The organism is Streptomyces sp. NBC_01428 (assembly GCF_036231965.1).
Classification (GTDB): domain Bacteria; phylum Actinomycetota; class Actinomycetes; order Streptomycetales; family Streptomycetaceae; genus Streptomyces.
The window spans coordinates 5727827-5753962 of the sequence record NZ_CP109499.1 but is presented as its reverse complement, the minus strand read 5'-3'; the positions used below and the strand labels follow the sequence as shown (position 1 = coordinate 5753962).

The 26136-nt window shown below is 69.8% G+C and carries 29 protein-coding genes, 1 tRNA gene and 1 riboswitch; of the genes, 13 read left to right on the top strand and 17 right to left on the bottom strand.

Annotated features, from left to right (window positions below):
- Positions 1-97: 97 nt before the first annotated feature.
- The 4 genes from OG406_RS24950 to OG406_RS24935 form a co-directional block, all read right to left on the bottom strand.
- Positions 98-982: a DUF1707 SHOCT-like domain-containing protein gene (locus OG406_RS24950; RefSeq protein ID WP_164370694.1), complete on the bottom strand. Its 885-nt coding sequence runs from the start codon at positions 980-982 to the stop codon at positions 98-100.
- An 84-nt stretch (positions 983-1066) separates the two neighbouring features.
- A complete protein-coding gene (locus tag OG406_RS24945; RefSeq protein ID WP_081221590.1) occupies positions 1067-2017 on the bottom strand; it encodes an ABC transporter ATP-binding protein in 951 nt (316 codons plus the stop codon).
- Positions 2018-2124: 107 nt separating this feature from the next.
- Positions 2125-2988 (bottom strand): ABC transporter permease, encoded by an 864-nt coding sequence (locus OG406_RS24940; protein ID WP_266849562.1) that lies wholly within the window; start codon positions 2986-2988, stop codon positions 2125-2127.
- A 37-nt stretch (positions 2989-3025) separates the two neighbouring features.
- Positions 3026-3826 (bottom strand): ABC transporter permease, encoded by an 801-nt coding sequence (locus OG406_RS24935; protein WP_329187852.1) that lies wholly within the window; start codon positions 3824-3826, stop codon positions 3026-3028.
- 218 nt (positions 3827-4044) lie between these two features.
- Here OG406_RS24935 and OG406_RS24930 point away from each other — a divergent pair, with 218 nt between their 5' ends.
- A complete protein-coding gene (locus OG406_RS24930; RefSeq protein WP_329187850.1) occupies positions 4045-6492 on the top strand; it encodes a transglycosylase domain-containing protein in 2448 nt (815 codons plus the stop codon).
- 133 nt (positions 6493-6625) lie between these two features.
- On the opposite strand, the gene bcp is transcribed toward OG406_RS24930, so the two are convergent.
- Complete coding sequence (bcp, locus tag OG406_RS24925) at positions 6626-7093, bottom strand: thioredoxin-dependent thiol peroxidase (RefSeq protein WP_329187848.1); 468 nt, start codon at positions 7091-7093, stop codon at positions 6626-6628.
- Positions 7094-7227: 134 nt separating this feature from the next.
- Here bcp and OG406_RS24920 point away from each other — a divergent pair, with 134 nt between their 5' ends.
- From OG406_RS24920 to OG406_RS24895, 6 genes are all read left to right on the top strand, one after another.
- A complete protein-coding gene (locus tag OG406_RS24920; RefSeq protein ID WP_266614071.1) occupies positions 7228-7566 on the top strand; it encodes a DUF3618 domain-containing protein in 339 nt (112 codons plus the stop codon).
- Positions 7567-7663: 97 nt separating this feature from the next.
- Complete coding sequence (locus OG406_RS24915; RefSeq protein ID WP_103554526.1) at positions 7664-7966, top strand: GroES family chaperonin; 303 nt, start codon at positions 7664-7666, stop codon at positions 7964-7966.
- 55 nt (positions 7967-8021) lie between these two features.
- Positions 8022-8089, top strand: a riboswitch (guanidine-III (ykkC-III) riboswitch).
- 37 nt (positions 8090-8126) lie between these two features.
- Positions 8127-8447, top strand: coding sequence for a quaternary ammonium compound efflux SMR transporter SugE (gene sugE, locus OG406_RS24910; protein ID WP_081217497.1), 321 nt, complete (start codon positions 8127-8129; stop codon positions 8445-8447).
- 105 nt (positions 8448-8552) lie between these two features.
- Entirely contained in the window at positions 8553-9176 is a 624-nt protein-coding gene (locus OG406_RS24905; protein ID WP_329187845.1) for an HNH endonuclease signature motif containing protein, read from the top strand.
- Positions 9173-10039, top strand: coding sequence for an HNH endonuclease signature motif containing protein (locus OG406_RS24900; protein ID WP_329187843.1), 867 nt, complete (start codon positions 9173-9175; stop codon positions 10037-10039). The genes OG406_RS24905 and OG406_RS24900 overlap by 4 nt, the downstream gene beginning before the upstream one ends.
- 12 nt (positions 10040-10051) lie before the next feature.
- Positions 10052-10126, top strand: a tRNA-Leu gene (locus OG406_RS24895).
- A gap of 63 nt (positions 10127-10189) precedes the next feature.
- On the opposite strand, the gene rdgB is transcribed toward OG406_RS24895, so the two are convergent.
- The 4 genes from rdgB to OG406_RS24875 form a co-directional block, all read right to left on the bottom strand.
- Complete coding sequence (gene rdgB / locus OG406_RS24890) at positions 10190-10792, bottom strand: RdgB/HAM1 family non-canonical purine NTP pyrophosphatase (protein ID WP_266848263.1); 603 nt, start codon at positions 10790-10792, stop codon at positions 10190-10192.
- A gap of 94 nt (positions 10793-10886) precedes the next feature.
- Positions 10887-11285: a hypothetical protein gene (locus tag OG406_RS24885; protein ID WP_081217499.1), complete on the bottom strand. Its 399-nt coding sequence runs from the start codon at positions 11283-11285 to the stop codon at positions 10887-10889.
- 144 nt (positions 11286-11429) lie between these two features.
- The gene (rph, locus tag OG406_RS24880; protein WP_266614077.1) at positions 11430-12176 is read right to left on the bottom strand and encodes a ribonuclease PH; all 747 of its coding nucleotides are present in this window, start codon (positions 12174-12176) and stop codon (positions 11430-11432) included.
- Between the two features lie 140 nt (positions 12177-12316).
- Positions 12317-12550 (bottom strand): glucose PTS transporter subunit EIIB, encoded by a 234-nt coding sequence (locus OG406_RS24875; protein ID WP_069920430.1) that lies wholly within the window; start codon positions 12548-12550, stop codon positions 12317-12319.
- Between the two features lie 174 nt (positions 12551-12724).
- Between OG406_RS24875 and OG406_RS24870 the strand changes: the two genes are divergently transcribed.
- From OG406_RS24870 to OG406_RS24850, 5 genes are all read left to right on the top strand, one after another.
- Positions 12725-14011: a PTS transporter subunit EIIC gene (locus OG406_RS24870; RefSeq protein ID WP_164370698.1), complete on the top strand. Its 1287-nt coding sequence runs from the start codon at positions 12725-12727 to the stop codon at positions 14009-14011.
- A 283-nt stretch (positions 14012-14294) separates the two neighbouring features.
- Positions 14295-15563, top strand: coding sequence for a PTS transporter subunit EIIC (locus OG406_RS24865; RefSeq protein ID WP_266848259.1), 1269 nt, complete (start codon positions 14295-14297; stop codon positions 15561-15563).
- Between the two features lie 237 nt (positions 15564-15800).
- Entirely contained in the window at positions 15801-15992 is a 192-nt protein-coding gene (locus tag OG406_RS24860) for a hypothetical protein (RefSeq protein ID WP_179165246.1), read from the top strand.
- 73 nt (positions 15993-16065) lie between these two features.
- Positions 16066-18150, top strand: a complete 2085-nt coding sequence (locus OG406_RS24855) for a peptidase domain-containing ABC transporter (RefSeq protein ID WP_329187840.1) — start codon at positions 16066-16068, stop codon at positions 18148-18150.
- A 45-nt stretch (positions 18151-18195) separates the two neighbouring features.
- Positions 18196-19503, top strand: coding sequence for a glycosyltransferase (locus OG406_RS24850; RefSeq protein WP_329187838.1), 1308 nt, complete (start codon positions 18196-18198; stop codon positions 19501-19503).
- 5 nt (positions 19504-19508) lie between these two features.
- Here the strand turns inward: OG406_RS24850 and OG406_RS24845 are convergent, their stop codons facing one another.
- Entirely contained in the window at positions 19509-20261 is a 753-nt protein-coding gene (locus OG406_RS24845; protein ID WP_164370700.1) for an MBL fold metallo-hydrolase, read from the bottom strand.
- A 250-nt stretch (positions 20262-20511) separates the two neighbouring features.
- Here OG406_RS24845 and OG406_RS24840 point away from each other — a divergent pair, with 250 nt between their 5' ends.
- Complete coding sequence (locus OG406_RS24840) at positions 20512-20985, top strand: type II toxin-antitoxin system PemK/MazF family toxin (protein WP_329187836.1); 474 nt, start codon at positions 20512-20514, stop codon at positions 20983-20985.
- A gap of 151 nt (positions 20986-21136) precedes the next feature.
- Here OG406_RS24840 and OG406_RS24835 read toward each other — a convergent pair whose 3' ends face one another.
- The 7 genes from OG406_RS24835 to clpS all read right to left on the bottom strand — a co-directional run bounded on the left by OG406_RS24835 (position 21137) and on the right by clpS (position 26075).
- Entirely contained in the window at positions 21137-22087 is a 951-nt protein-coding gene (locus OG406_RS24835) for a PLP-dependent cysteine synthase family protein (protein ID WP_164370702.1), read from the bottom strand.
- Between the two features lie 17 nt (positions 22088-22104).
- Complete coding sequence (locus OG406_RS24830; RefSeq protein WP_081217507.1) at positions 22105-22383, bottom strand: MoaD/ThiS family protein; 279 nt, start codon at positions 22381-22383, stop codon at positions 22105-22107.
- A 112-nt stretch (positions 22384-22495) separates the two neighbouring features.
- Positions 22496-22597 carry a putative leader peptide gene (locus OG406_RS24825; RefSeq protein WP_323178196.1) on the bottom strand — a complete coding sequence of 34 codons (102 nt, stop codon included), beginning with the start codon at positions 22595-22597 and terminating at the stop codon, positions 22496-22498.
- A 79-nt stretch (positions 22598-22676) separates the two neighbouring features.
- The gene (locus OG406_RS24820) at positions 22677-23099 is read right to left on the bottom strand and encodes a Mov34/MPN/PAD-1 family protein (RefSeq protein WP_081217508.1); all 423 of its coding nucleotides are present in this window, start codon (positions 23097-23099) and stop codon (positions 22677-22679) included.
- Between the two features lie 135 nt (positions 23100-23234).
- Complete coding sequence (locus OG406_RS24815) at positions 23235-24686, bottom strand: amino acid permease (protein WP_164370703.1); 1452 nt, start codon at positions 24684-24686, stop codon at positions 23235-23237.
- Between the two features lie 360 nt (positions 24687-25046).
- The gene (locus tag OG406_RS24810) at positions 25047-25649 is read right to left on the bottom strand and encodes a DUF2017 domain-containing protein (protein ID WP_164370704.1); all 603 of its coding nucleotides are present in this window, start codon (positions 25647-25649) and stop codon (positions 25047-25049) included.
- A 108-nt stretch (positions 25650-25757) separates the two neighbouring features.
- Positions 25758-26075 carry an ATP-dependent Clp protease adapter ClpS gene (clpS, locus tag OG406_RS24805; protein ID WP_081217511.1) on the bottom strand — a complete coding sequence of 106 codons (318 nt, stop codon included), beginning with the start codon at positions 26073-26075 and terminating at the stop codon, positions 25758-25760.
- Between the last annotated feature and the right edge of the window lie 61 nt (positions 26076-26136).

Below are 26136 nucleotides of genomic sequence, written 5' to 3'. Positions count from 1 at the left end.
GGCCGTCCACGAGGACATTGGGGACGCCGGGGACACTCCGGTCACGGGGGCCGCAGCAGCTACCGCGGCCGTCAACGGACCCGGCGGCCGCGGGAGTTCAGTAGTCGCCGAAGTGCCGGCGGTGGCGGTCCTCGCGGCGCTCCCGGTGACGGTCCCGGCGCTCCTCGTGGCGTTCGCGGCGCTCCTGCTCCCGCTCGTCGCGGTACTCGTGATGGTCCTCGTGCCGGTCGCGGATCAGGTCCCGCGCGTCGTCGAGGACGTCGAACACGTCACCGAGGCGGCCGCCCTGCGACCCCTGGAGCTCCTTGCGGGCCGCCCGGCGCTCCAGCTTCTCCTGGCGGCGCTCCTCCCGCTGGCGCTGGCGCTCGGCGCGGGTGAGCTTGCGCTCCACACCGACGCCGCCCCAGAAGGCGAAGCCCGTGACGATCACCCGGGGTGCCCCGGGATCGCCCGGCCGGCCCTCCTCGCGGTGGTCGAAGCCGCCCATGATGCCGATACCGCGGACGACGACCTCGACGCCGGGCGGCACGATGACGTTCATCCCGCCCATGACCGCGACGCAGTTGACGACGACCTCGCGGTCCGCGAAGTTCGCCTCGCGCAGGTCGATCTCACCGCCGCCCATGAAGGCGAAGGAGTTGAAGCGGCGCGGCACCGTCCAGCGGCCCTTGCGCTCGAATCCGGACAGCACGGCCACGCCCCACGACGAGGAACCCTCGCCGCCCACGATCCGCGAGCCCCAACTGCCGTCGTCCACGGGCTGCTTGACCATGGAGATCGGGGCAGCGACCGCCGCGCCCGGCAGATCGCGGGTGATCGGCGTCAACTCCCCGTAGGTACGGGCCTTGTACGTCGCCTCCAGCCGCTCCTCGAACTCCTCCATGTCGAGGCGGCCTTCGGCGAGGGCGTCCCTCAGCTGTTCGGCGACCCGTTCACGATCGGCGTCGGAGGCGCGCAGCTCCGGGAGTTCGTCGTCCGTCATGGACAGCAGCCTACGAGTTCCCCGGCCCGCTCGCCATGCCGCTCGCCGCCTTGGACACGCCGGGGGCCCGGCCCAGGAGAGGCGTCATGAGACCGCTTTCTCCGCGTACATGCGGCTGATCACGGCCTCGATGTCCGGCTCCCGCACCGAGAGGTCCACGAGCGGGTACTCCGCCGCGATCCGCGCCACCAGCGGGGCCGCCGAGAGCGCCGCGGGGAACGCCAGCCACTGGCGCGGTCCCTCCACCTTCACGACCCGCGCCGACTCCACCTCGATCGGCGGGAGTTCCCGCTCCAGATCGACGACCAGGGTCCGCTCGCTCTCCCCCACCTCGTGCAGCCCGGCCAGCGGACCGTCGTACATCAGCCGCCCGTGGTCGATGACCATCACGCGCCGGCACAGCTGCTCGATGTCGGTCAGGTCGTGCGTGGTGAGCAGGACGGTCGTGCCGCGGTCCGCGTTCAGGTCCCGCAGGAACTCCCGTACCCGCGCCTTGCTGATCACGTCGAGCCCGATGGTCGGCTCGTCCAGGTAGAGCACCTCCGGGTCGTGCAGCAGCGCCGCCGCGATGTCGCCGCGCATCCGCTGGCCCAGCGACAGCTGCCGCACGGGCACGTCCAACAGGGCGCCGAGTTCGAGGAGTTCGACACAGCGGTCGAGGTTCTCCCGGTACCGCGCGTCGGGGATGCGGTACATGCGGTGCATCAGCCGGTAGGAGTCGATCAGCGGAAGGTCCCACCAGAGGGTCGTGCGCTGCCCGAAGACCACCCCGATCCGGCGGGCCAGCCGGGTCCGCTCCCGGGAGGGGTCCAGCCCCGCGACGCGCAGCCGGCCGCCGCTCGGGGTGAGGATGCCGGTGAGCATCTTGATGGTCGTCGACTTGCCGGCGCCGTTCGGCCCGATGTAGCCGACCATCTCGCCGCGCGGCACGCTGAACGAGATCGAGTCGACCGCCCGCACCTGCCGCCGCTCGCTGCGCAGGAAACCCGTCCGCTTGCGCACGTCGAAGACCTTCTCGACGCCGTCCAGTTCGATGAAGCCCGCGTCCGGGCCCGCGGGCCCGCCGCCCCGGCCCGCCGGCGCGCTGTCCGGACCGGTGGGTCCGCCGTCCTCGGTGATGGCCACGCCCGTTCCCCTCACGTCTAACTTCCCGTACTGCGGTAGGCGCGCAGTCCCGCGCGCCAGGCGATCCCGGCGAGCGCGCAGCAGAGCGCCGCCACGAGTGGTGGTGTGAAGGCGACCCACGCCGGCAGGTCGAGCGGATACGGCCGTCCCAGCACGTACAGCGCGGGCAGCCAGTTGACGAAGGCGAGCGGGAGCACGAAGGTCACCCCGCGCACCATGTCCTTGGCGAAGACGGTGGGCGGGTACTGCAGGAGCGTGCTGCCGCCGTAGGTGAAGGAGTTCTGCACCTCGGAGGCGTCCTGCGCGACGAACTGGAAGGCCGCGCCCGCCACGAAGACCGCCGAGAAGATCACGCCGCCGCTGAGCAGCATCACCGGGACCAGCAGCACCTTGAGCGGCGTCCACTGGATGTCGAGGACGGCGAGGGCGTAGCCGAGGACGAGCAGGCCCTGGACGATGCGGCCGAGGCGGCGCAGCGCGAACCGGTCGGCGGCGACCTGCGCGAGGACGGGCGCGGGCCGCACCAGCAGGGTGTCGAGCGTGCCGTCGCGGACCCGCCGCCCGAGCCGGTCCATCGAGCCGAGGGCGAGGTCGGCGAGCCCGAAGGCGGTGCCGGCCACCCCGTACAGGAAGGCCACCTCGGGCAGTCCGTAGCCGCCGATCCGGTCGACCTGAGAGAACATCAGCAGGATCGCCACGAAGTCCAGGGCGGTCGCGGCGAAGTTCCCGAGCGCGGTCATCGCGAACGACGCCCGGTAGGCCATCGTCGAGCGCATCCACATCGCCGTGATCAGCCGGTAGGCGCGCAGCCCGTCGCACAGCCGCTCGTACGGCCCCTGCCGCGGGAAGGGCTCCGCCGTCCACTCCGGTGCCCCGCTCACGCCGGGCGTCCGCTCCAGCACCGCCTCCTCCACAGGGTCAGCCACCCTGCACCACCACCCTCCGGGTCGCCGCCGACTGGAGCAGCCGCCCGGCGGTGAGCAGGACGAGCGCCCAGGCGGCCTGGAACGCGTACGTGCCGAGCGGGTCCGCCGTGCCGAGCAGGACGTCCACGGGTGCCTGGATCAGCGACGACCACGGCAGGGCCCGTACGACCTCGCCGAGCGTGCCCGGGAACACGTTCAGCGGCAGCAGCATCCCCGAGCAGAACACCCCGGCGATCATGGTGAGCTGCGAGACACCCACGCCGTCGAGCAGCCAGAACGCCGACAGCGCCACCAGGAAACGGATCGAGAACCCGACGACCACCCCGAGCGTGACCGCGACCAGGAAGGCGAGCCAGGTCAGCGGATCGGCGGGCAGCGCCAGGTCGAAGAAGAGCGCCCCGAAGGCCAGCGGGACCATCCCGCGGCCCAGCAGGTGGAACAGCGCCCGTCCCATGTCCTGCGCGAGCCACCACAGCTGCAGGTCGGCCGGCCGGTACAGGTCGATCGCGATGTCACCCGTACGGATGCGCTCGATCAGCTCGTCCTCGAAGCCGCCGCCCATCACCGCGACCACCATCAGCAGCGCCTGGCTCAGCCACACGTAGCTGAGCGCCTGGGCCTGGTCGTAGCCCCCGAGGTGCGGCCTGGTGTCCCACAGCGCGATGAAGATGTAGGCGAGGATCAGCCCGAAGACGGTGTTCGTGAAGACGCCCGCGGCCGTGGCGACCCGATAGGTGGCGTACCGCCGGAAACCGCCCGCCGCGACGGACGCGTACAACCGCGCCGTGCCCACAACCCGTCCTCCTTCCGCGCGTTGAGCCAAGTTGGGCCAAAGCGCAGGAGCCTAGCCCCGGCCCCGTGGGCACCGCCAGGCATTTTCCGGCGCGACGCGTGCCGGGATCAGGGAACGAAACGCAGGGTGCGACAGTCTTCAAGAGGGGCGCACCAGGCGTATGAGGCGTAAGAGGTCGTACGGCGACGTACGACGTGAAACAGGAGTCCGGCGAACAGATGAGTGACGAGCCGCAGCCGCAGCGGAACGACCAGGGCTGGGCACCCAGGGAACCGGAACCGGGCCCCCGCCCGGCCGGCGAACCCGCGGCGGGACCGGGCGGGCCCGGCACGAAGCGGAAGGAGAAGCGGAAGCGGACCGGCTGGCGCCGGCTCGTCCCGACGTGGCGGATGGTGCTGGGCACCCTCGTGTGCCTGATCCTCGTCGTGGTCGGCCTCTTCGCGCTCGGCTACTACCTCGTCAAGATCCCGCCGGCGAACGCCGCGGCGACCAAGCAGAGCAACGTCTATCTGTACGCCGACGGCAGCCAGCTCGCCCGCGACGGCGACGTCAACCGGGAGAACGTGTCCCTCGCGCGGATCTCCAAGGACGCCCAGCACGCCACCCTCGCCGCCGAGGACCGCGACTTCTACACCGAGTCCGCCATCGACCCCAAGGCGATGATCCGCGCGGGCTGGAACACGGCCACCGGCAAGGGCAAGCAGTCCGGCTCGACCATCACCCAGCAGTACGTGAAGAACTACTACCTGGGCCAGGAACAGACGGTCACCCGCAAGATCAAGGAGTTCTTCATCTCGATCAAGCTGGACCGGGAGAAGAGCAAGGACGACATCCTCGAGGGCTACCTCAACACCAGCTACTACGGCCGCAACGCCTACGGCATCCAGGCCGCCGCGCAGGCCTACTACGGCGTCGACGCCCAGAACCTGACCGTCGCCCAGGGCGCCTACCTCGCCGCGCTGCTCAACGCGCCCAGCGAGTTCGACGTGATCGCCCACCCCGAGAACAAGGCGGCGGCGCTCGCCCGCTGGAACTACGTCCTCGACGGCATGGTCAAGAAGAAGTGGCTGACCCAGCCGGCCCGTGCCCGGGTCACCTTCGAGCCGCCCAAGCAGGCCAAGGGATCGGCGGGCATGTCCGGCCAGCGCGGCTACCTCGTGCAGGCCGTCAACGACTATCTGACCTCGAACAAGATCCTCGACGAGGACACCCTCACCAGCGGCGGCTACCGCATCACGACCACCCTGCAGAAGCCCAAGCAGGACGCCTTCGTGAAGGCCGTGAACGACCAGGTCATGGACCGCCTCGACAAGAAGAACCGCAAGGTCGACTCGTACGTCCGGGCCGGCGGCGTCGCCATCGACCCGTCCAGCGGCAAGGTCCGCGCGATGTACGGCGGCATCGACTACACCAAGCAGTACGTGAACAACGCGACCCGCCGCGACTACCAGGTCGGCTCCACCTTCAAGCCGTTCGTCTTCACCTCGGCCGTGCAGAACTTCTCCACGACCCAGGACGGCCGCATGATCACCCCGAACACCGTCTACGACGGCACCGACAAGCGCCCGGTGCAGGGCTGGAACGGCGGCACCTACGCACCGGAGAACGAGGACGGCGTCTCGTACGGTGACATCACCGTCCGCACCGCCACCGACAAGTCGGTCAACTCGGTGTACGCGCAGATGGCCGTCGACGTCGGCCCCGCCAAGGTGGAGAAGACCGCCGTCGCGCTCGGCCTGCCCGCGAACACCCCCGACCTGACGGCGTCCCCCTCCATCGCCCTGGGCCCGGCCACCGCCAGCGTCCTCGACATGACGGAGGCGTACGCCACGCTCGCCAACCACGGCAGGCACGGCACGTACTCCCTCGTCGAGAAGATCACCAAGGACGGTGAGGACGACGTGGAGCTGCCGAAGGAACAGACCACCCAGGCGGTGAGCCGCGAGGCCGCCGACACGACGACGTCCATGCTGCAGAGCGTCGTCGACGGCGGCACCGGGCAGGCCGCACAGGCCGCCGACCGGCCCGCCGCGGGCAAGACCGGCACCGCCGAGGAGGACACGGCCGCCTGGTTCGCGGGCTACACCCCCGACCTCGCCACCGTCGTCTCCGTGATGGGCCAGGACCCCGAGACCGGCGCCCACAAGTCCCTGTACGGCGCGCTCGGCCAGGCCCGCATCAACGGCGGCGGCTACCCCGCCCAGATCTGGGCCCAGTTCACCAAGGACGCCCTCGACGGCACCGACGCGTCCGACTTCGACCTCCGGCTCCAGCCGGGCGCCGAGGAACAGGAGGACGTCCCCTCCTTCGAACCCAGCGAGCCGGACAGCACCGGGGACGACGACGGGGGCACCACCGACGGCGGGCAGCAGACCCCGGGCCAGGACCAGGGACAGACACAGGGCGCCAGCCAGTCACCGGGCCGGACCAACGGCCAGACCCAGGGGCAGACCGCGGGTCAGAACCAGGGCCAGACCAACGGCGGCGCCGACACCGGGGGCGGCGCCACGAACGGCACCGGCGGGGGCGACGGCGGGGGCACCACCGACGGCGGCACCACCGGATCCACCACGGACGGCGGCACCGACGGCGGGGACACGGACGGCGGAACGGGCACCATCGCGGGCGAGGGCCCGCTGAACCCGCTCACCTCCAGAAAGCCCTGACGGGCCGGGCGGCGCGCGGAGACAGCCCCCGGAAGGGGCGTCGCCTCCGCGCGCCGAACGGCTCGGAACACCGGACCGCACGGAACGCCGAACCGTACGGAACGGCGAACCGCACCGACCCGCGGCGAACGGGTCAGATCCCCAGGTCCTTGATGATCTTCGCCACGTGCCCGGTCGCCTTCACGTTGTAGAAGGCCTGCTCGACCTTGCCCTCCTCGTCCACCACCACGGTGGACCGGATGACGCCGACGACCGTCTTGCCGTACAGCTTCTTCTCGCCGAAGGCGCCGTACGCCTCCAGGACCGACTTGTCGGTGTCCCCGACCAGCGTGACCTTCAGGTTCTCCTTCTCACGGAACTTGGCGAGCTTCTCCGGCTTGTCCGGGGAGACACCGATGACGTCGTAACCGGCGCTCGCCAGCACGTCGAGGTTGTCCGTGAAGTCGCACGCCTGCTTCGTGCAGCCCGGGGTGAGGGCGGCCGGGTAGAAGTAGACGATGACCTTGCGGCCCTTGTGGTCCGCCAGGGAGACGCCCTTGCCGTCGGCGTCGGGCAGGGTGAAGGCGGGGGCGGTGTCGCCGGGCTGCAGTCGCTCGCTCATCGGAACCTCACGTGGCCAAGGGGATGGAATGGATACGGAACGAGCGTAATGGGGGGTGCCGAGGGGTGCGGCGCAGCGGGAGCTGACAGACTGTCCGAACCAGACAGTCACTACACGACCACGGAGGCAGCGCGGTGTCGGATACGTCGGACACGTCGGATACCAGGACTCCGGCGCAGATCGAGGCGGACATCAAGAACCGCCGCGCAACGCTCGCCGACACGCTCGACGAGATCGGCGTGCGGGTCCACCCCAAGACGATTGTCGGAGACGCCAAGGCCAAGGTCGCCTCCAACATCGACCACACGCTGGGGCGCGCCTACGTCGGCGTGAACCGCGTCGTCGGTGACGTGAAGGGGCAGTTCGTCACCGAGGAGGGTGCGCCCCGGCTGGAGCGCATCGTGCCGGCGGCCCTGCTGGCGGTCGGTGTCGTCGGGCTGCTCGTGCTGGGCACGCGGCGGCGCAAGGGCTGACCCGCCCGGCTACGGACGGCTCGGGGACAGGTAGGTTCTGGGCGTGAGCGCCAATCGGGAACAGCACAACACCCACGACGACAAGTTGCCCATCCGGATGCTGCACGACCGTGTGCTCGTGCGGCAGGACGCCGCCGAGGGCGAGCGGCGTTCCGGCGGCGGCATCCTGATCCCCGCGACGGCGGCCGTCGGCCGCCGTCTCGCCTGGGCCGACGTCGTCGCGGTGGGCCAGAACGTCCGTACGGTCGAACCGGGCGACCGGGTCCTGTACGACCCCGAGGACCGCGCCGAGGTCGAGGTGCGCGGGATCGCCTACGTGCTGATGCGCGAGCGGGACCTGCACGCCGTGGCCGCGGACCGGTTCGAGGGGTCCGAGGACTCGACGGGCCTGTATTTGTAGGGGTGAATCCCGCGAGAAGGGGCTGGTGACCATGGTCACCAGCCCCTTCCGCATTCCTTTGCTACGGTGGAAACACCCCCGACGAGACGCGCCGTACCGGGTCAAGGGCAAAGACGACGCACTTCGGTCCATCCGTCGTCCTGTCTCTCGGAGGTTCCCCATGGCCTGGGTTCTGCTGCTCGTCGCCGGTCTGCTCGAAGTCGGCTGGTCGATCGGAATGAAGTACACCGACGGTTTCACCCGCCTGGTCCCGAGCGTGCTCACCGGCGCGGGAATCGTCGCCAGCATGGTCCTCCTCTCGTACGCCGCGAAGACCCTCCCCATCGGCACGGCCTACGGCGTCTGGGTCGGCATCGGCGCGGCCGGCGCCGCCGTCCTCGGCATGCTCCTCCTCGGCGAACCGGCCACAGCGGCCCGCATCTTCTTCATCGGCCTGCTGCTGGTGGCGGTGGTGGGGCTGAAGATGACGTCGGGGCATTGAGCTCCCGGCGTCGGACGGACACTGAGCCCGCGTCGGGCGTGACCGTCCGATGAGCTGCTCGTTGATCCGTTCGAGGTGCGAACGCGCAACCGGGGACGGGGGAACATGAGCGTGAGGTACACCCGTGAGCTGCTGCAGGAAGCGGCTCGCGAGACGCGGCACATCGATGACGCGGTCCGCTGGTGCGGAGGGAGCCCGACACCGGGCAGTCGCCGGTATCTGCGGCAGAAGATGGGCGAGGCCGGCATCGACATCACCCATCTCATGACGAACCAGGTGCGGCACACGGAGGAGCGTCTGCGTGCCGCCGTGACCGCATCGACCAGCGTCAAGGACGTCGTACGCCACCTGGGGATCAGCCAGGTCGGCGGCAACCAGGCGCACGTGGCCCGCAGGATCACGGCGCTCGGGATCGACACGTCCCACTTCGCGCGCCCCAGACGTAGGTCCGCGAAGGTCTCGTCCGGCGGACTCCTCACCCTGCGGCCGCCGGAGAAGGGCAGAGTTCCGGGAGTGCGGCTCCGCCGCGAGCTGCTGCGCTCCGGGGTGGCCGAGTGCTGTGCCGAGTGCGGCACGGGTCCCGCGTGGAACGGCAGGCCGCTCACCCTGGAGGTCGACCACGTGAACGGCGACTGGTGGGACAACCGGCCTGGGAACCTGCGTCTCCTCTGCCCCAACTGTCATGCGGTGACGGACACGTACCGAGGGCGCAAGCGGAGGCCGGCGTGACCGTGGCGAAGTATCCACGGGACACGCTGGCCAGGACGGCGGACCTCTCGACCAGCCTGGTCGATCTGCTGCGCCGCCTGGGCGCTCCGCTGGGACCTCCGAGCCTGCGTTATGTGCGACGCAGGCTCGACCACTACGGGATCGACACCTCGCACTTCGTCCACGAGCCCCTGCCCGTCCGCGAGAAACGCTCCTACAGCCGGGAGTTGCTCACCGAGGCGGCGGCCCACTCGTACAGCGTGCGGGAGATCTTCGAGTATCTGGGACACCCACCCGACACCGGCCCGTACGGCCATGTGCGAAAGAAGCTCGACCAGTTCGGGATCGACACCTCGCACTTCACCCGCGGCCGCGGGTACGGCCCGCGTCTGATCCCGCCCGAGACCCTCGGGCCGGCCGCAGCCCGGTCCAGCAGCCTGGCCGGGCTGCTCAAGGCGCTCGGCATGGCGGACAACGCGACCAGCCGTGCGCGGGTGACGCGTAGCGCCGAGAGGTACGGCATCACGTTCGATCACTTCACCGGGCAGGGGCACCGGCGCGGTGTTCCGTCACCCCGCCGGAAGTCCGCCGAGCAGGTCCTGCGTCGTGGGGCGCCCGGCTCCCGGCGAACCCGGACCACGCTCCTGCGGCGGGCCCTCGACGACCTCGGTGTACCGCACACGTGCGCCGAGTGCGGCATCGGAGACAGGTGGCGCGGCAGACGCCTGGTGCTCGAGATCGACCACGTCAACGGCGACCGGTGGGACGACCGGCTGGAGAACCTGCGCTACCTCTGCCCGTCCTGCCACAGCCAGACCGCGACCCACTCGCGGCGGGGACCGTCTCGCGGACTCGGCGGACGGGCGGCCCGCGCAGACCAGTAAAGTGACCGCGTTGGGCCCGTACCCCAGCTGGCCAGAGGGCGCCGGTTTAGGTCCGGTGTGTCGTGGGTTCGAATCCCACCGGGCCCACCGCGGAACAGGGGCGCGCCATCCGGTGATGGCGCGCCCCTCCGCGTACCGGCCGACCGACGGTCAGCCCAGCAGTTCCCGTACCACCGGTACCAGTTCGCGGAACGCCTTGCCTCGGTGGCTGATCGCGTTCTTTTCCGCGGGGGTGAGTTCCGCGCAGGTGCGGGTGTCGCCGTCGGGCTGGAGGATCGGGTCGTAGCCGAAGCCGTGGGTGCCGGCCGGGGTGGCGCGGAGGGTGCCGAGGAGCTTGCCCTCGACGACGCGTTCCGTGCCGTCCGGCAGGGCGAGTGCCGCCGCGCAGGCGAAGTGGGCGCCGCGGTGCGGGGCGTCGATGTCGGAGAGCTGGGCGAGGAGCAGGTCCAGGTTGGCCTGGTCGTCGCCGTGCCGGCCGGCCCAGCGTGCGGAGAAGATTCCGGGGGCGCCGTTCAGGACGTCGACGCACAGGCCCGAGTCGTCGGCGACGGCGGGCAGCCCGGTCGCGCGGGCGAGGGCGTGGGCCTTCAGCAGGGCGTTCTCCGCGAAGGTGACGCCGGTTTCCTTGACGTCGGGGATGTCGGGATAGGCGTCCGCGCCGACGAGGTCGTGCGTGATGCCTGCGTCGGCGAGGATCGCCTTCAGTTCGGTGAGCTTGCCGGCGTTGCGGGTGGCGAGGATCAGGCGGGTCATGCCCGCCAGTATCTCCGAGCGGGCCGCGGCCGCGGGACGGGCGTCCGGTCCCGCGAGCTGCGGCGGTCCGGTGCCCGTGCCGTCCCGAGCGCTGCTACGGCGTGCACACCTTGGTCAGTTCGCCCGCCGCGTCCGTGACGGGGCTGATGTCGGGGGTGTCGTCGCCGTTCCTGACGGCGGTGCGGACGTTGGCGACGGCCTTGTTCAGGTTGTCGACCGCCTTGTTGACGTCGGCGTTGTCGGTCTTGTCGCCGATGTTGTCGAGGTTGTTCTCGATCGAGTTGAGGGACGCGTCGGTCTGCGACGGATCGTTGGCCGCGTTCTCGACCGCCTGTTGGAGGTCGGTGACGCTGTCGGCTATCGAGTCGGCGGTCTGCACGCAGTCGAGCGCCTTGTTGACGGCGTCGCAGCCGACGGCCGCCGGCAGGACGACGAGTGCGGCGGTGACGGCGAGTGCGGCGGTACGGCGACGAGTGCGGTGGCGCGCGGCCATGGAACGGTCCCTCCCCGTGGGCATGATGGCGTTCGGCCGCGTCGGCGGCCGGTGCGTCCCGCGGTGGGGTCGTCCCGATCCGCCTGACGTGGCCGGCGGGCGCACGGCTGGACCGTGCGCCCGTACCCCTTAGAACGCGTGGAGTTAACGCGCGGTTGCCTCACCGGTGGATTCGAGTACCGCGCGCTGGACGGCGGCGAGTTCGTCGCAGCCGCCGACGGCGAGGTCGAGGAGGGCGTTGAGTTCCTTGCGGTCGAAGGGCTCGGCCTCGGCGGTGCCCTGGACCTCGACGAAGCGGCCGTCGCCGGTGCACACGACGTTCATGTCGGTGTCGGCCTTCACGTCCTCCTCGTAGCAGAGGTCGAGGAGGGGGACGCCGCCGACGATGCCGACGGAGACGGCGGAGACGGTGCCGGTGAGGGGCTTGCGGCCGGCCTTGATGAGCTTCTTGCCCTGGGCCCAGGTGACGGCGTCGGCGAGGGCGACGTAGGCGCCGGTGATGGCCGCGGTGCGGGTGCCGCCGTCGGCCTGGAGGACGTCGCAGTCGAGGACGATGGTGTTCTCGCCGAGCGCCTTGTAGTCGATGACGGCGCGCAGGGAGCGGCCGATGAGGCGGCTGATCTCGTGGGTGCGGCCGCCGATCTTGCCGCGGACGGACTCGCGGTCGCCGCGGGTGTTGGTGGCGCGGGGCAGCATGGAGTACTCCGCGGTGACCCAGCCCTCGCCGCTGCCCTTGCGCCAGCGGGGGACGCCTTCGGTGACGGAGGCCGTGCAGAAGACCTTGGTGTCGCCGAAGGAGACGAGGACGGAGCCCTCGGCGTGCTTGCTCCAGCCACGCTGGATGGTGATGGGGCGCAGCTGTTCGGGGGTGCGGCCGTCGATGCGAGACATGCGGCTGAGCCTATCGGCACACGGGTGAGGGGCTGTCCGCCGGTGACGGAAGCAGCCCCTCAAGGGTGAGCCGGGTCGGCCGGGGCGGGGTGCCGCTCGCGGTGAGCGGGAGCGGCGGGTGCCTCAGCGGGTCCGGGTGCTCACATCATGTCTTCGATCTCGCCGGCGATGGGGTCCGCGTCGGTGCCGATGACGACCTGGATGGCCGTGCCCATCTTCACGACGCCGTGGGCCCCCGCGGCCTTGAGGGCGGCTTCGTCGACCAGCGAGGCGTCGTGGACCTCGGTGCGCAGGCGGGTGATGCAGCCTTCGACTTCTTCGATGTTGTCGATGCCGCCGAGCCCGGCGACGATCTTCTCAGCCTTCGTGGCCATGTCGTACTCCCTGATCAGAACCGCTTTGTCGCAGTAACCCACAGTTGGCCCATCTTCGCGAGCGGTCATGTCGTGGGTGCCGAATGATGGCGAGCACGACAGAGCGACGCGTCGTCAACTGGTCTACACCAGTTGACGGGCAGTCGCCAAACCGGCCCGGCCCGGAGGACGCCCATGAGTGCCGTGAGTGCCGTCTCACCTGCGCGCAACCGCTGGAACAAGGCCTTCCAGGGTCTGCAGAAGATGGGCCGGAGTCTTCAGCTGCCGATCGCCGTTCTGCCTGCCGCCGGCATCCTCAACCGGCTGGGCCAGCCGGATGTGTTCGGGGCGGACGGGCTCGGCTGGGACAACGTCTCGAAGGTGATGGGGGCGGCGGGCGGCGCGCTGCTCGACGGTCAGCTCGGCCTGCCGATGTTGTTCTGCGTGGGCGTGGCCATCGGCATGGCGAAGAAGTCGGACGGTTCCACGGCGCTCGCGGCGGTGGTGGGGTTCCTCGTCTACTACAGCGTGCTGCGGGCGTTCCCGGAGGACTGCCCGGGAGGCAGTACGGCGATCAAGCTGGGGTGTCAGCTGGAGGACAACTCCGTCGTCGAGTTCACCTACCAGAACCCCGGGGTGTTCGGCGGCATCGTGATCGGGCTGCTGTCGGCGTATTTCTGGCAGCGGTTCCACCGTACGAAGCTGGTGGACTGGCTCGGCTTCTTCAACGGGCGCCGGCTGGTGCCGATCATCATGGCGTTCGTGGCGATCCTGTTCGCCTCGTTGTGCGTGTGGGTGTGGCCGCCGATCGGTGACGCGCTGGAGAACTTCAGCGACTGGCTGGTCGGGCTGGGCGCGTGGGGCGCGGGCGTGTTCGGCCTGGCCAACCGGGCGCTGCTGGTGATCGGCCTGCACCAGTTCCTGAACGTGCCCATCTGGTTCCAGTTCGGCAGCTTCACCAAGCCGGACGGGGAGGTCGTGCACGGTGACATCAACATGTTCCTGGCGGGCGACCCGAACGCGGGGCAGTTCACCTCGGGCTTCTTCCCGATCATGATGTTCGCGCTGCCCGCGGCGGCGCTGGCGATCACGCACTGCGCGAAGCCGCACCGCCGCAAGGAGGTGGGCGGCCTGATGCTGTCGGTGGCGCTGACGTCGTTCGTCACCGGCATCACGGAGCCGCTGGAGTACTCGTTCCTGTTCATCGCGCCGCTGCTGTTCGTGGTGCACGCGATCCTCACCGGCGTCTCGATGGCGGTGACGTGGGGTCTGGGCGTGCACGACGGCTTCAGTTTCTCGGCGGGTCTGATCGACTACGTCATCAACTGGAACCTGGCGACGAAGCCGTGGGCGATCGTGCCGATCGGGCTGTGCTTCGCGGCCGTGTACTACACGATCTTCCGGTTCGCGATCACGAAGTTCGATCTGAAGACGCCGGGGCGGGAGCCGGAGGAGGACGTGGAGGACACGACCAAGGCGTAGCCCTCTCCCCCCGAAGGGGCCGCCCACCAGCACCGCTCTCCCCCAAGGGCCCCCGGACCACCTGGTCCGGGGGCCCTTCGGCATGACCGGAACCAGTTCTTCCCGTTATGGCCGAGACCACAAAATCAGCGGGTTCCTTATCCAGCCTTCACCGTGCTACAACAGGTCTACACCACTGAGTGGTGTAGACCACGCGAGGCCGACGAGTCGCCGCGTACCCCCAAAGACGCCGCCGTCCTCATCACTGTCCCCTGGGCGGCGCCTTGCCTACTGGAGGAAGTTGATGACCACGGCCAGCGCGGCACCCGCCGCGGAGAAGAAGGGCAGGGGCGCCGGCGTGATGGCGGTCCTGCAGCGCATCGGCCGGAGCCTGATGCTGCCGGTCGCCGTGCTGCCCGCCGCCGCACTGCTGGTGCGCCTCGGCAACCCCGACATGCTGGGTCGCCCGTCGTTCCCGACGTTCCTCACCAAGATCGCCGGCTTCATGGCGGCCGGCGGCAACGCGATCCTCGACAACATGGCCCTGCTGTTCGCGGTGGGCATCGCGATCGGCTTCGCCAAGAAGTCGGACGGCTCGACCGCTCTCGCCGGCGTGGTCGGTTACCTGGTCTTCAAGAACGTGCTCGCCACGTTCACCGACAAGAACCTGCCGAAGGTGGCCACGGCCGTCGACGGCAAGGTCGTCATGGTCGACGCCCCGGTGGACGCCAAGGTGCTCGGCGGTGTCGTCATGGGCATCGTGGTGGCGCTGATATACCAACGCTTCTACCGCACCAAGCTGCCCGACTGGGCCGGCTTCTTCGGCGGCCGCCGCCTCGTCCCGATCCTGTCCGCCTTCGCGGGCCTGGTCCTCGGCGTCGTCTTCGGCTACATCTGGCCGGTCCTCGGCACGGGTCTGCACAACTTCGGTGAGTGGCTGGTCGGTTCGGGCGCCGTCGGCGCGGGCATCTTCGGTGTCGCCAACCGTGCGCTGATCCCGATCGGCATGCACCACCTGCTCAACTCCTACCCCTGGTTCCAGGCGGGCGACTATCACGGCAAGAGCGGCGACATCTCCCGCTTCCTGGCGGGCGACCCGTCGGCCGGACAGTTCATGACCGGCTTCTTCCCGATCATGATGTTCGCCCTCCCCGCGGCCTGCCTCGCGATCGTGCACTGCGCCCGCCCCGAGCGCCGCAAGGTCGTCGGCGGCATGATGTTCTCGCTCGCCCTGACCTCCTTCGTCACGGGCGTCACCGAGCCCATCGAGTTCACGTTCATGTTCATCGCGCCGGCGCTCTACGCGATCCACGCGGTCCTCACCGGTGTCTCCATGGCTCTGACCTGGGCGCTCGGCATGAAGGACGGCTTCGGCTTCTCGGCCGGCGTCGTCGACTTCGGCCTGAACATCGGCATCGCGTCCAACCCGTGGGGCCTGGTCCTGGTCGGCCTGTGCTTCGCCGCGGTCTACTACGTGGTCTTCCGCTTCGCGATCACCAAGTGGAACCTCCCGACGCCTGGCCGCGAGTCCGACGAGGAGCTCGCGGAGCTCCTGAAGGCCGAGGCCAAGTAACACCGAGCCTCCTCCCGTACAGCGGAATTCCCCGGACCGTCCGACGGTCCGGGGAATTCGGCATGCCCGGAATGATGGATCCACCGAAGAAAGACACCACTCCGAACGGACAAAGTGACCACCGTCACTGATCATTTGACCTTGATCATTTGATTGTTCTGCGTCTACGGTCGGCATCGGGCCGGCCACGAAAACGACCAAGAAGGCCGGCCGAGACCAGAACAAGTGGGGAAATCGATGAGTCTTCAAGCTCTTCGCGAGATGCAGTTCACCGCGCTCACCGACGAGGAGGCCGCCGCCGCCTCCGGTGAGGGCAAGCCGAGTCGGGCCCGGTGCGAATGGATCTTCGCGCAGATCGGGAATCCGATGTCGTGCAGCTACGGGGATTACTACAAGCTCTGGAAGTCGCTGGGCTGCGACAAGCTGTAAGGACGACCGGTGCCCGCCCCTGCTCGGGGGCGGGCATCTCCTTTTTCCGCCGGCAGGCCCAGGAGATCCAAGCTTGAAGTGGCAGAGCTACCACACCCGTCAGTCCGGGGAGACGGACTGCGGCCCGTCGTGCGTCCGCACGGTGCTGTTGCGGCACGGCGTCGTCATCGACACCGCGATCCTGCGCGAGGCGATCGGGCTCGGCGAGCAGGGTTCGAGTCTCCTCCGACTCCGTGACGCCCTCGCGGGATACGGCGTCGACAGCGAACTGCTGCGCCTGGACATCGACGGGCTGGCCCAGGCCGTGCGGTTGGCGGGACCTGCGGTCATCCTGATGGACGACGAGGGGTACCGGCACTTCGTCGTCGTGCACGAGGTCACCCCTCAGGGCGACTTCATCGTCGGCGACCCCCTGATGTCCCGGCCGATGCGGCTGCCGTCCGCGACGCTGGCCGAGCTGTTCCACGGCGAGGTCCTGGTCACCGACCGCCCGGCCGCACGGCCGTCGCCAGTGGCGCGACTCCGGCGGCCCGGGCCGCCCGGGCTGCTGCGTCAGACGGTCCGGGAGCACCGCGGACAACTCGCGGTCGTCCTCGTCACCACCGTCGTCGTCTCCCTCGTCGCCCTGCTGAACAGCCTGTTCGTGCAGGTGGCGGTGGACCGGGTCATGGGGGACGGGAACCGCGGACGACTCGCCCTCCTGTCGGCCGAGTTCATCGGCGTCGCGATAGCGGCGGCCGGCATCCAGTTCCTGCGTGGCCGGGTCATCGTCGCACTGAGTCAGTCCCTGCAGCGGACGCTCTCCGAGCGTTATCTCGGCAAGCTCCTGCGTCTTCCGGCCCACTATTTCAAGAGCCGCAGGCCGGGCGATCTGGTCAGCCGTATCGACGACGTCCAGGAGATCCAGGGACTGATCACCGCTGCCGCCGTACGCGCCGCCGTGGACCTCTGCGTCGTGCTCTCCGTCGGCACTTATCTACTGGTGTCGAGCCCCACCCTTTTCCTTTTCCTGATCCCACCCGCGACGGTCAATCTGCTCAGCTCCTTCCTCCTCTTTCCGCACATCAGGAGCGCCGCCGAGGAAGCTCTCCAGCGCGATGCGACCCTGAAGTCCGAGACGCTCAACGTACTGCGGGGACATACGGAGTTCATCGGCTACGGACGTCGTGAATTCGCCTTCGGACGGATGGCACGGGCACTGGACCGCAGAATCACGTCGGAGACCAGGCTGGGGCGCCTGGAGAACATCAACGCGGTGATCAAGACGGCCACCCAGACCGTTTTCACCGTGGTGATCGCCTGGGCCGGTCTCAGCCGCATGCTCTCCGGCTCCCTCACCGTCGGCCAGGTCTTCGGATTCCTCACCATGTCCGGCTACTTCCTCGGCGCCATGGACTCCGTCGCCTCGCTCCAGGTCACCGCCCAGCGCACGTCGGCCGCTCTCGGCCGGTACCGGGACGTCATCCTCCAGCGGGACGACGCCCGCCAGAGCCTGCCGGACGAGGAGGCGCAGACACCGCTGGAGCCGGCCGACCTGCGCGTCAGGGATCTGGGCTTCACCCACGAGGGCTCCGGCCGCGCGGCACTCTCCGGCATCACCCTGGACATTCCCCACGGCACCAGCGTGCTGCTGCGCGGCGCGAACGGCTCGGGAAAGAGCACCCTCCTCGCCCTGCTCGCGGGCACGCACACCGGATACCGCGGCAGCATCACCCTCGGCGGTGCCGAGGTCGGCCGGATCCGGGAGGCCGACCTGTGCCGTCGCGTCCTCTATGTTCCCGAGAACCCCGTCCTGCTCACCGCCTCGCTGCGCGAGAACCTCACGCTCGGCGTCACCCACCCGACGGCGGACATCATCGAGGCCTGCCGTGTGGCCTGCTTCCTCGAAGTGCTCGACACCCTCGCGGGCGGCCTGGACGCACCCCTCCGGGAGAGCGGCGCCGGACTGTCCCGCGGGCAGATCCAACGGCTGTCGATAGCCCGGGCCGTTCTGCACGCCCCGGACGTCTACCTGTTCGACGAGACGTTCAGCGGCGTCGACCGCGGGACCTTCGTCCGCGTCTGGGGTCATCTGGGATCGGTGAAGGGGACGAAGGTCCTGGTCTCGCACGGGCACGTCCAGGACATCGACTTCGACCTCAGCCACACCCTCGGCTGACCCCGGCCGCTCGGCCGACCCCCCATGGGAAAGGCATCACCCCCGATGAAATTCGCGCAGCTGCTCGATCTCGTCCGTACGGACGGCGGACTCCCCGCGTCCCGGTTCGCCGACGACCTGGCCCTGATCACCACCGTGTCCCTGGACCTCGCGGAGACCGAGCTGGCCTCGTCCGATCCCGCGCTGCTGGCGGCTTCGTACGAGGAGAACCGGCCCACGGCCGTCACCGTCGTCGTCCTCAGCCGCGACGAGGAGGACCGCATCGCGGGCACGCTCGGCGCACTCGTCCACGACACCGACCGCTGCCTGCTCATCGACTCAGGATCCACCGACGCCACCGTGCGGCGCGCCCGCGAGGCCCGCGCCGACGTACGCGTCCTGAACGCCGCCTGGGTCGACGACTTCGCGCACCACCGCAACCTCGCCTTCGGCCACGTCACCGAGGGCTGGATCCTGCACGTCGACGCGGACGAGGTCCTCGCCACCGGCCACGCGGGCCGTATCCGGCGGGCGCTCGGCGTCCTGGACCACATCCTGCCCGAGGCGGACTTCGTCGTCTCGCCGACCATCGCCGACATCGACGGCCCGACCTACACCAACACGCAGCGCGCCCTGCGCTCCGGCAGTGCCCTCCGCTTCCGCGGTCGCGTCCACGAGCACCCGTACGACGCCTCGGGGAACAGTCCGGCGCGTATCGGCATCGACGCGCGGCTCGACCACGCGGGCTATCTGCCGGAGGTGGTCGAGGCCCGCGGAAAACGCGACCGGTACGGAAGGCTCTGCCGCTTGGCCGCCGCCGAGGAGCCGGGCCACCCCAAGTGGGTCTTCTACGAGGTCCGCGACACCCTGGACTACCGGACCACGTCCCGGCAGGACCTGATGGCCGCCTTCGCCCGGCTCGAGAAGGCCTTCGAGGGGTCCGAACCCGGCGTCGGGCCGGACTACCGTTCGGAGCGCACGATCGACGCGTGGGCCCTGCTGTGCGAACTGGCGGTCCGGTTCGGCGGAGCCGAAGAGATCCGCGCGTACAGTGCGCTGCTCGCCGGTGCGGGACGCCCCGTGGAGGCCACGTACTACCGCACCGTGCTGGAGTCGAGCCGACTGCTCGGGCGCCTGTCCGCTCTCGTCGACGGCATCAGCGCCGTCGAGCCGCACGAGGAACCGGGCAACCGGCACCTGATGGCCCGGCTCTTCGAACTCCAGGCGACCCTCGCACTCTCCAGCGGACGCTACGAGGCGGTCGAACCGGCCTACGGCAAGGCGGTCGCGCGCGGCGCCGGGCAGAGCGTGACCGAGGACTTCGCGATGCTGGGCCGCCTACTGCCCGGCCCGCGGAGCGGAACCGGGCAGTAAGGACCTCACACCTCGTACGTCACCCGAGGCACCGCCAGTTCCAACGGCCCCGCGTACGCCGTGCGGGCGTCGGCGAGGTTGGTCCGGGGGTTCGTCCAGGGGGGGATGTGGGTGAGGACGAGGCGGCGGGCGGCGGCTCGGGTGGCGGACTCGCCTGCCTGGCGGCCGTTGAGGTGGAGGTCGGGGATCTCCTCCTTGCCGTGGGTGAACGCCGCCTCGCACAGGAACAGGTCCGTGTCGCGGGCGAGTTCGTCCAGCACCTCGGTCGGCCCGGTGTCCCCGGAGTACGTCAGCGACCGCCCGCCGTGCTCCAGCCGGATCCCGTACGCCTCCACGGGATGGCGCACCCGCTCCGTGTGCACGGTGAACGGGCCGAGCTCGAAGGTGCTCGGCTTGACGGTGTGGAAGTCGAAGACCTCGCTCATCGAGGACGCGGACGGCGTGTCGGCGTAGGCCGTCGTCAGGCGCTGCTCCGTGCCCTCGGGTCCGTAGACGGGGATCGGGTCGCAGCGGCCGCCGTCGTGACGGTAGTAGCGCGCGACGAAGTACGCGCACATGTCGATGCAGTGGTCGGCGTGCAGATGGCTGAGGAAGATCGCGTCGAGGTCGTAGAGACCGCAGTGGCGCTGCAGCTCGCCCAGGGCACCGTTGCCCATGTCGAGGAGCAGCCGGAAGCCGTCGGCCTCTACGAGGTAGCTCGAACAGGCCGATTCCACGGACGGGAACGACCCCGAGCAGCCGACGACGGTGAGCTTCATAAGAGCTGGAACCTCCGCGCTGGCAGGTTGTGCAGAGAGTAGGTGGGGGGCGCAGGTACTCGGGTTGCGGATACGGGAACGGGAGTCGTGCGGTTCGTCGAGCCTAAGGCGCGTCAGGGCCGGTCGCTCCTCCGCCAGGGGCTGTTGTGGGCGAACTCACCTGTGGTGTCACCGGTTCGGATGGACCTTGGGTCAACCGGGGTCCGTACCGGTCGGGCGTGGGCAGATGCGCGCCGGTACCTTCTTCGGTATGGACAGCTCCTGGTGGCTCGCGTCGGCCGCGGTGGTATTGCTCGCGCTGATCGCGGCGGTGGTGGACGGCTGGGGGCGCCGCGGGCGCCGGCCGGCCCGGCGGCAGCGTCCCCCGGGCCGGCCCACGGGTCCGCGCCGGGGCGCGCGGCTCCGTGGCGGACCGCTGCCCAAGGCGGCGGAGATCTGGTGGGCGAACGTGCCCTACGAGGACGGGCCCGGCGCCAAGGACCGGCCGTGTCTGGTGCTGACGGTGCGCGGGAAGCGGGTGACCGTCGCGAAGATCACCAGCAAGTACCACGACGAGCGGCCCGGTGTGATCCCGCTGCCCCCGGGTGCTGTCGGGGACGCGCAGGGGCGGCCGAGCTATCTGGAGACGGACGAGCTGCGCGAGGTGTCGGTGCGGGACTTCCGGCGCCGGGTGGGTGTGGTCGATCCGGCGCTGTGGGACCAGGTGCGGAACCTGGCGGGCTGAGACCGTCGGAAGCCGGTCGGCAGCGGCGGCCGGCCCTCCCGAGCGGGAAGAACGGAGCGAGAAGAGCGTCGAAACGCCGGAGGGCGTGAAGACCGGGGTCCGGTCTTCACGCCCTCCGGCGTTTCGCGCTTCGACGGGCTCGCCGTCCGGGCTACGCCCAGAGCTGGCCCTGGAGGGTCGCGATCGCCTCTTCGGTCGTCGCCGCCGTGTAGACGCCCGTCGACAGGTACTTCCAGCCGCCGTCGGCGACCACGAAGACGATGTCGGCCGACTCGCCGGCCTTGACGGCCTTGGCGCCGACGCCGATCGCGGCGTGCAGCGCGGCGCCGGTGGAGACGCCCGCGAAGATGCCCTCCTGCTGGAGGAGTTCCCGGGTGCGGGTGACCGCGTCCGCCGAGCCGACGGAGAAGCGGGTGGTGAGGACGGAGGCGTCGTACAGCTCGGGGACGAAGCCCTCGTCCAGGTTGCGCAGGCCGTAGACCAGGTCGTCGTAGCGGGGCTCCGCGGCGACGATCTTGACGTCCGGCTTGTTCTCGCGCAGGAAGCGGCCGACGCCCATGAGGGTGCCCGTGGTACCGAGGCCCGCGACGAAGTGGGTGACGGACGGGAGGTCGGCGAGGATCTCCGGGCCGGTGGTGGCGTAGTGCGCGCCGGCGTTGTCCGGGTTGCCGTACTGGTAGAGCATCACCCAGTCCGGGTGCTCGCGCGCCAGTTCCTTGGCGACCCGTACGGCGGTGTTGGAACCGCCCGCGGCCGGGCTGGGGATGATCTCGGCGCCCCACATGCCGAGCAGTTCACGGCGTTCCTGCGAGGTGTTCTCGGGCATCACGCAGACCATGCGGTAGCCCTTGAGCTTGGCTGCCATGGCGAGCGAGATTCCGGTGTTGCCGCTGGTCGGCTCCAGGATCGTGCAGCCCGGTGTCAGGCGGCCGTCCTTCTCCGCCTGTTCGATCATGTGCAGGGCGGGCCGGTCCTTGACCGAGCCCGTCGGGTTGCGGTCCTCCAGTTTCGCCCAGATCCGGACGTCCTCGGAGGGCGACAGCCGCGGCAGGCGCACCAGAGGGGTGTTGCCCACCGCGGCGAGCGGGGAGTCGTAGCGCATCGGGGACCAGCGGCCGATCAGGCCATGCCGCCGGCGACGGCCGGCAGGATGGTGACGCTGTCGCCGTCGGTCAGCTTGGTGTTGATGCCGTCGAGGAAGCGGACGTCCTCGTCGTTCAGGTAGACGTTGACGAAGCGGCGCAGTTCGTCGCCGTCCACGATCCGGGCCCGGATGCCCGCGTGACGGGTGTCGAGGTCGGCGAAGAGCTCGGCAAGGGTCGCCCCGCCGCCCTCGACGGCCTTCTCGCCGTTCGTGTAGGTGCGGAGGATGGTCGGGATGCGGACCTCGATGGCCATGTCTGCGGGCTCCTGTCGGAAGGAAAGTCAGGTCGGAAGACGCGCGGCGGCGCGGGCGGTGCGGGTGGTACGGGGCTTGCGGTGCCGCGGCTCTCGGCCGTACGGCGGCGGGTCAGCGCGTACAGATGGCGCTCTGCAGCCTGCACAGGTCGACGTGCAGCCGCGCCACGAGCAGGGCGCCCGGCGTCTTGTCGCTCACGTCGTGGAAAACCATGGGCTCATCGTATCGATTCCCGGTACGGGTCCCGGAGTGTGATCTCGCATTCCGGACGATTTTTGACCGATGGGTGAGATCAGTACGCCTCTACGACCTTGACCTCCTCCTCCGTGACCTCGCCCTCCACGATCCGGTACGAGCGGAACTGGAAGGGGCCCGCGGCGTCGGTGTCGGCCGTGGAGACCAGCACGTAGTGGGCGCCGGGCTCGTTGGCGTAGGAGAGGTCGGTGCGGGAGGGGTAGGCCTCGGTCGCGGTGTGCGAGTGGTAGATGACGACGGGCTCCTCGTCGCGGTCGTCCATCTCGCGGTACAGCTTGAGCAGGTCGCCGGAGTCGAACTCGTAGAACGTGGGCGAGCGGGCCGCGTTGAGCATCGGGATGAACCGCTCGGGGCGGTCGGTTCCCGCCGGTCCCGCGACGACGCCGCACGCCTCGTCGGGGTGGTCCTGGCGCGCGTGCGCGACGATCTGGTCGAACAGGGCCTGGGTGATGGTCAGCATGCTGGCCAGGATAAGCAGAAGGGCCGCTCCGTACCGAGGGGTGGTACGGAGCGGCCCACATGGTGAACCGCGGGGCGGCCTCCGGGGCCGGCCCGAGCGGGCGGGACCGGTAGGGCCGACGACGGTTCTCCCAGGTCAGCCGATCTTTTCGAGCTCCGGCTCACGGCGCTGCGTGATCTGCGGGTTGCGGGCCTTGAGGACGGCCCAGCCGATCCCCAGGGCCGCGGCCCAGACGGCCATCACGTACAGGCAGACGCGGGAGTCGGCGTCGTAGGCGATGAGGCCGGTGACGAAGAGCAGGAACGCGACCGCGACGTAGCTGCACTTGGCGCCGCCGGGGGCCGGGAAGGACGAGGCCGGGAGCCGGCCGGCGTCCACCGCGCGGCGGTAGCGGATGTGGCTGATCAGGATCATCAGCCAGGTCCAGATGCCGGCTCCGGTGGCCACCGAGGTGACGTAGCCGAAGGCCTTCTCGGGGACGACGTAGTTCAGGACCACGCCGATGCCCATGAAGAGGACGGAGACCGTGATGCCGAGGGCCGGGGTCTTCGTCGAGGAGAGCTTGTTGAAGGCCTTCGGGGCCTCGCCGTTGTCGGCCAGATTGCGCAGCATGCGGCCGGTGGAGTACATGCCCGAGTTGCAGGAGGACAGGGCGGCGGTGAGGACCACGAAGTTGACGATGCCCGCGCCGGCCGGGATGCCGATCACGGCGAACGCCTTCACGAAGGGGCTCACCCCGGGCATGAACTCGGTCCACTTCACGACGCAGAGGATGACCGTGAGGGCGCCGACATAGAAGAGGGCGATGCGCCACGGGAGGGTGTTGATGGCCTTGGGGAGGGTCTTCTCGGGGTTCTCGGACTCGCCCGCGGTGACGCCGACGAGCTCGACGGCGAGGTACGCGAACATGACGCCCTGGAGGGTCATCAGGGACGAGCCGATGCCCTTGGGGAAGAAGCCGTCGAACTGCCAGAGGTTGGTGACGGAGGCGGTGTCACCGGCGGCGCTGAAGCCGAAGGTGAGCACGCCGAGGCCGATCACGATCATGCCGATCAGGGCGGTGACCTTGACCATCGAGGCCCAGAACTCGATCTCCCCGAAGACCTTCACCGAGATCAGGTTGGCCACGAAGAGGATGACGAGGAAGACCAGCGCCGACACCCATTGATGGATCGACGGGAACCAGTAGTTGATGTAGATGGCGGCCGCGGTCAGCTCCGCCATGCCGGTGACCACCCACATGAGCCAGTAGGTCCAGGCGGTGAAGTAGCCGAAGAACGGGCCGAGGAACTCGCGGGAGTACTCCGCGAAGGAACCCGAGACCGGGCGGTAGAGCAGGAGCTCGCCGAGGGCGCGCATGATGAAGAAGATGATGACGCCGGCGAGGGCGTACATCAGGATGAGGCTGGGGCCCGCCTTGGCGATGTTGGCCCCGGCGTTGAGGAAGAGGCCGACGCCGATGGCGCCGCCGATCGCGATCATCTGGACCTGACGGCTGCCGAGCCCGCGCTCGTACCCCTCTTCGGGAGCGTCGCCGCCCACGGCCTCACTGCCGTCGTACTGCTTGTCGACCTGCGATGAGGTCATGTGTGGTGCGCCTTTCTCCATGCCGATCCGAGCCAGTCCCTTGGCTACGGATCGGTTTCCGATCCCCCCGGATACGTGGAGCTGTGCCTGGCCGGCGGTCCGCCGGCTCGGTGGCGCACCCGGCGGGACGTGGGTGGTGTCCCGTCGGGCGGTCGTGAAGATTTATCACGGCCGCAACGTCGGGAGAGGGAGGGCGCTGTTGCGCAGACCACAGGAAGAACCGGACAAAACGTCGAACCGCGCCCCATAGGGCGCGGTGGCGGTGACGCGATCGTTATCCGGATTTGAGCGTCCGTTGAGCGAACACCGGAGGCGTTATGTCCGGACAGGTCGGGGCATAGGGGCCGAGGGTGCGAAGGTTCAGGGCATCAGGGTTTCGACCAGGGTCTCCTGGAGGCCGCCGAGCCAGAGGTACGCCATGACCATCGGCTTGCGCGGGTCCTCGTCCGGGAGCCGGTAGAGGAGGTCGGTGTCCTCCTCGTCGACGACGTCGAGCCGGGAGCCGATCGCGAGCCTCAGGTCGTTCAGCGCGCGCAGCCACTGCTCGGACTGCGCGGCGTCCAGCTTCAGGACCGCTCCCCCGTCGCCCGGGGTCAGACCGTCCAGCGAGCGGATGACGGCTAGGGCGTTCTCGCGCTTGCCCGCGCGCAGGTCGTTCTCGGTGAAGCGGCGGAACTCCGAGGAGTGGGCGCGCTGCTCCTCGGCCTGCTCCGCGGAGGCTGCCTCGACGCCGGGGCCGCTGTACGCGTCCGGGAAGAGGCGCCGGAGCACCGGGTCGCCGGGCGGTTCGCTCGGGCCCTCCGCGAACAGCTCGGCGAGCGGGTCGTCCGGGGCGTTCTCCGCCGGGCCGGGACCGATGAGCTCCAGGAGCTGGACGGCGAGGGAGCGGATGATGGAGATCTCGACCTCGTCGAGGGCGACGGCCGCGCCGCCGCCGGGGAGCGGTTCGAAGTGTCCAGGCATGGAGTGGGTTCGCTGCTTCCGGTCCTGCGGGCGGTCGGTGGACAGGGTCCGGCTGCTTCCGGTCCCGCTGGGGGGCCGGCCGCTTCCGGTCCTGCTGAGGAGGTCCGGCTACTTCCGGTCCTGCTGGAGGGTGGCCCACAGACCGTAGCCGTGCATGGCCTGCACGTCGCGCTCCATCTCCTCGCGCGAGCCGCTGGAGACGACCGCCCGGCCCTTGTGGTGGACGTCCATCATCAGCTTGGTCGCCTTGTCCTTGGAGTAGCCGAAGTACGTCTGGAAGACATACGTCACGTAGCTCATGAGGTTGACCGGGTCGTTGTGGACGATGGTCACCCAGGGGACGTCCGGCTCGGGTACGGCGAAGACCTCCTCCGCCGACTCGGTCTTCTCGATCTCTAGAGGTGCGGGAGCCGTCACAGCGCCCATGCTGCCACCAGAGGGGGGCAGCCGCACAAACGGGGACCGGGAAAAGGGGCGCGACTCCCCC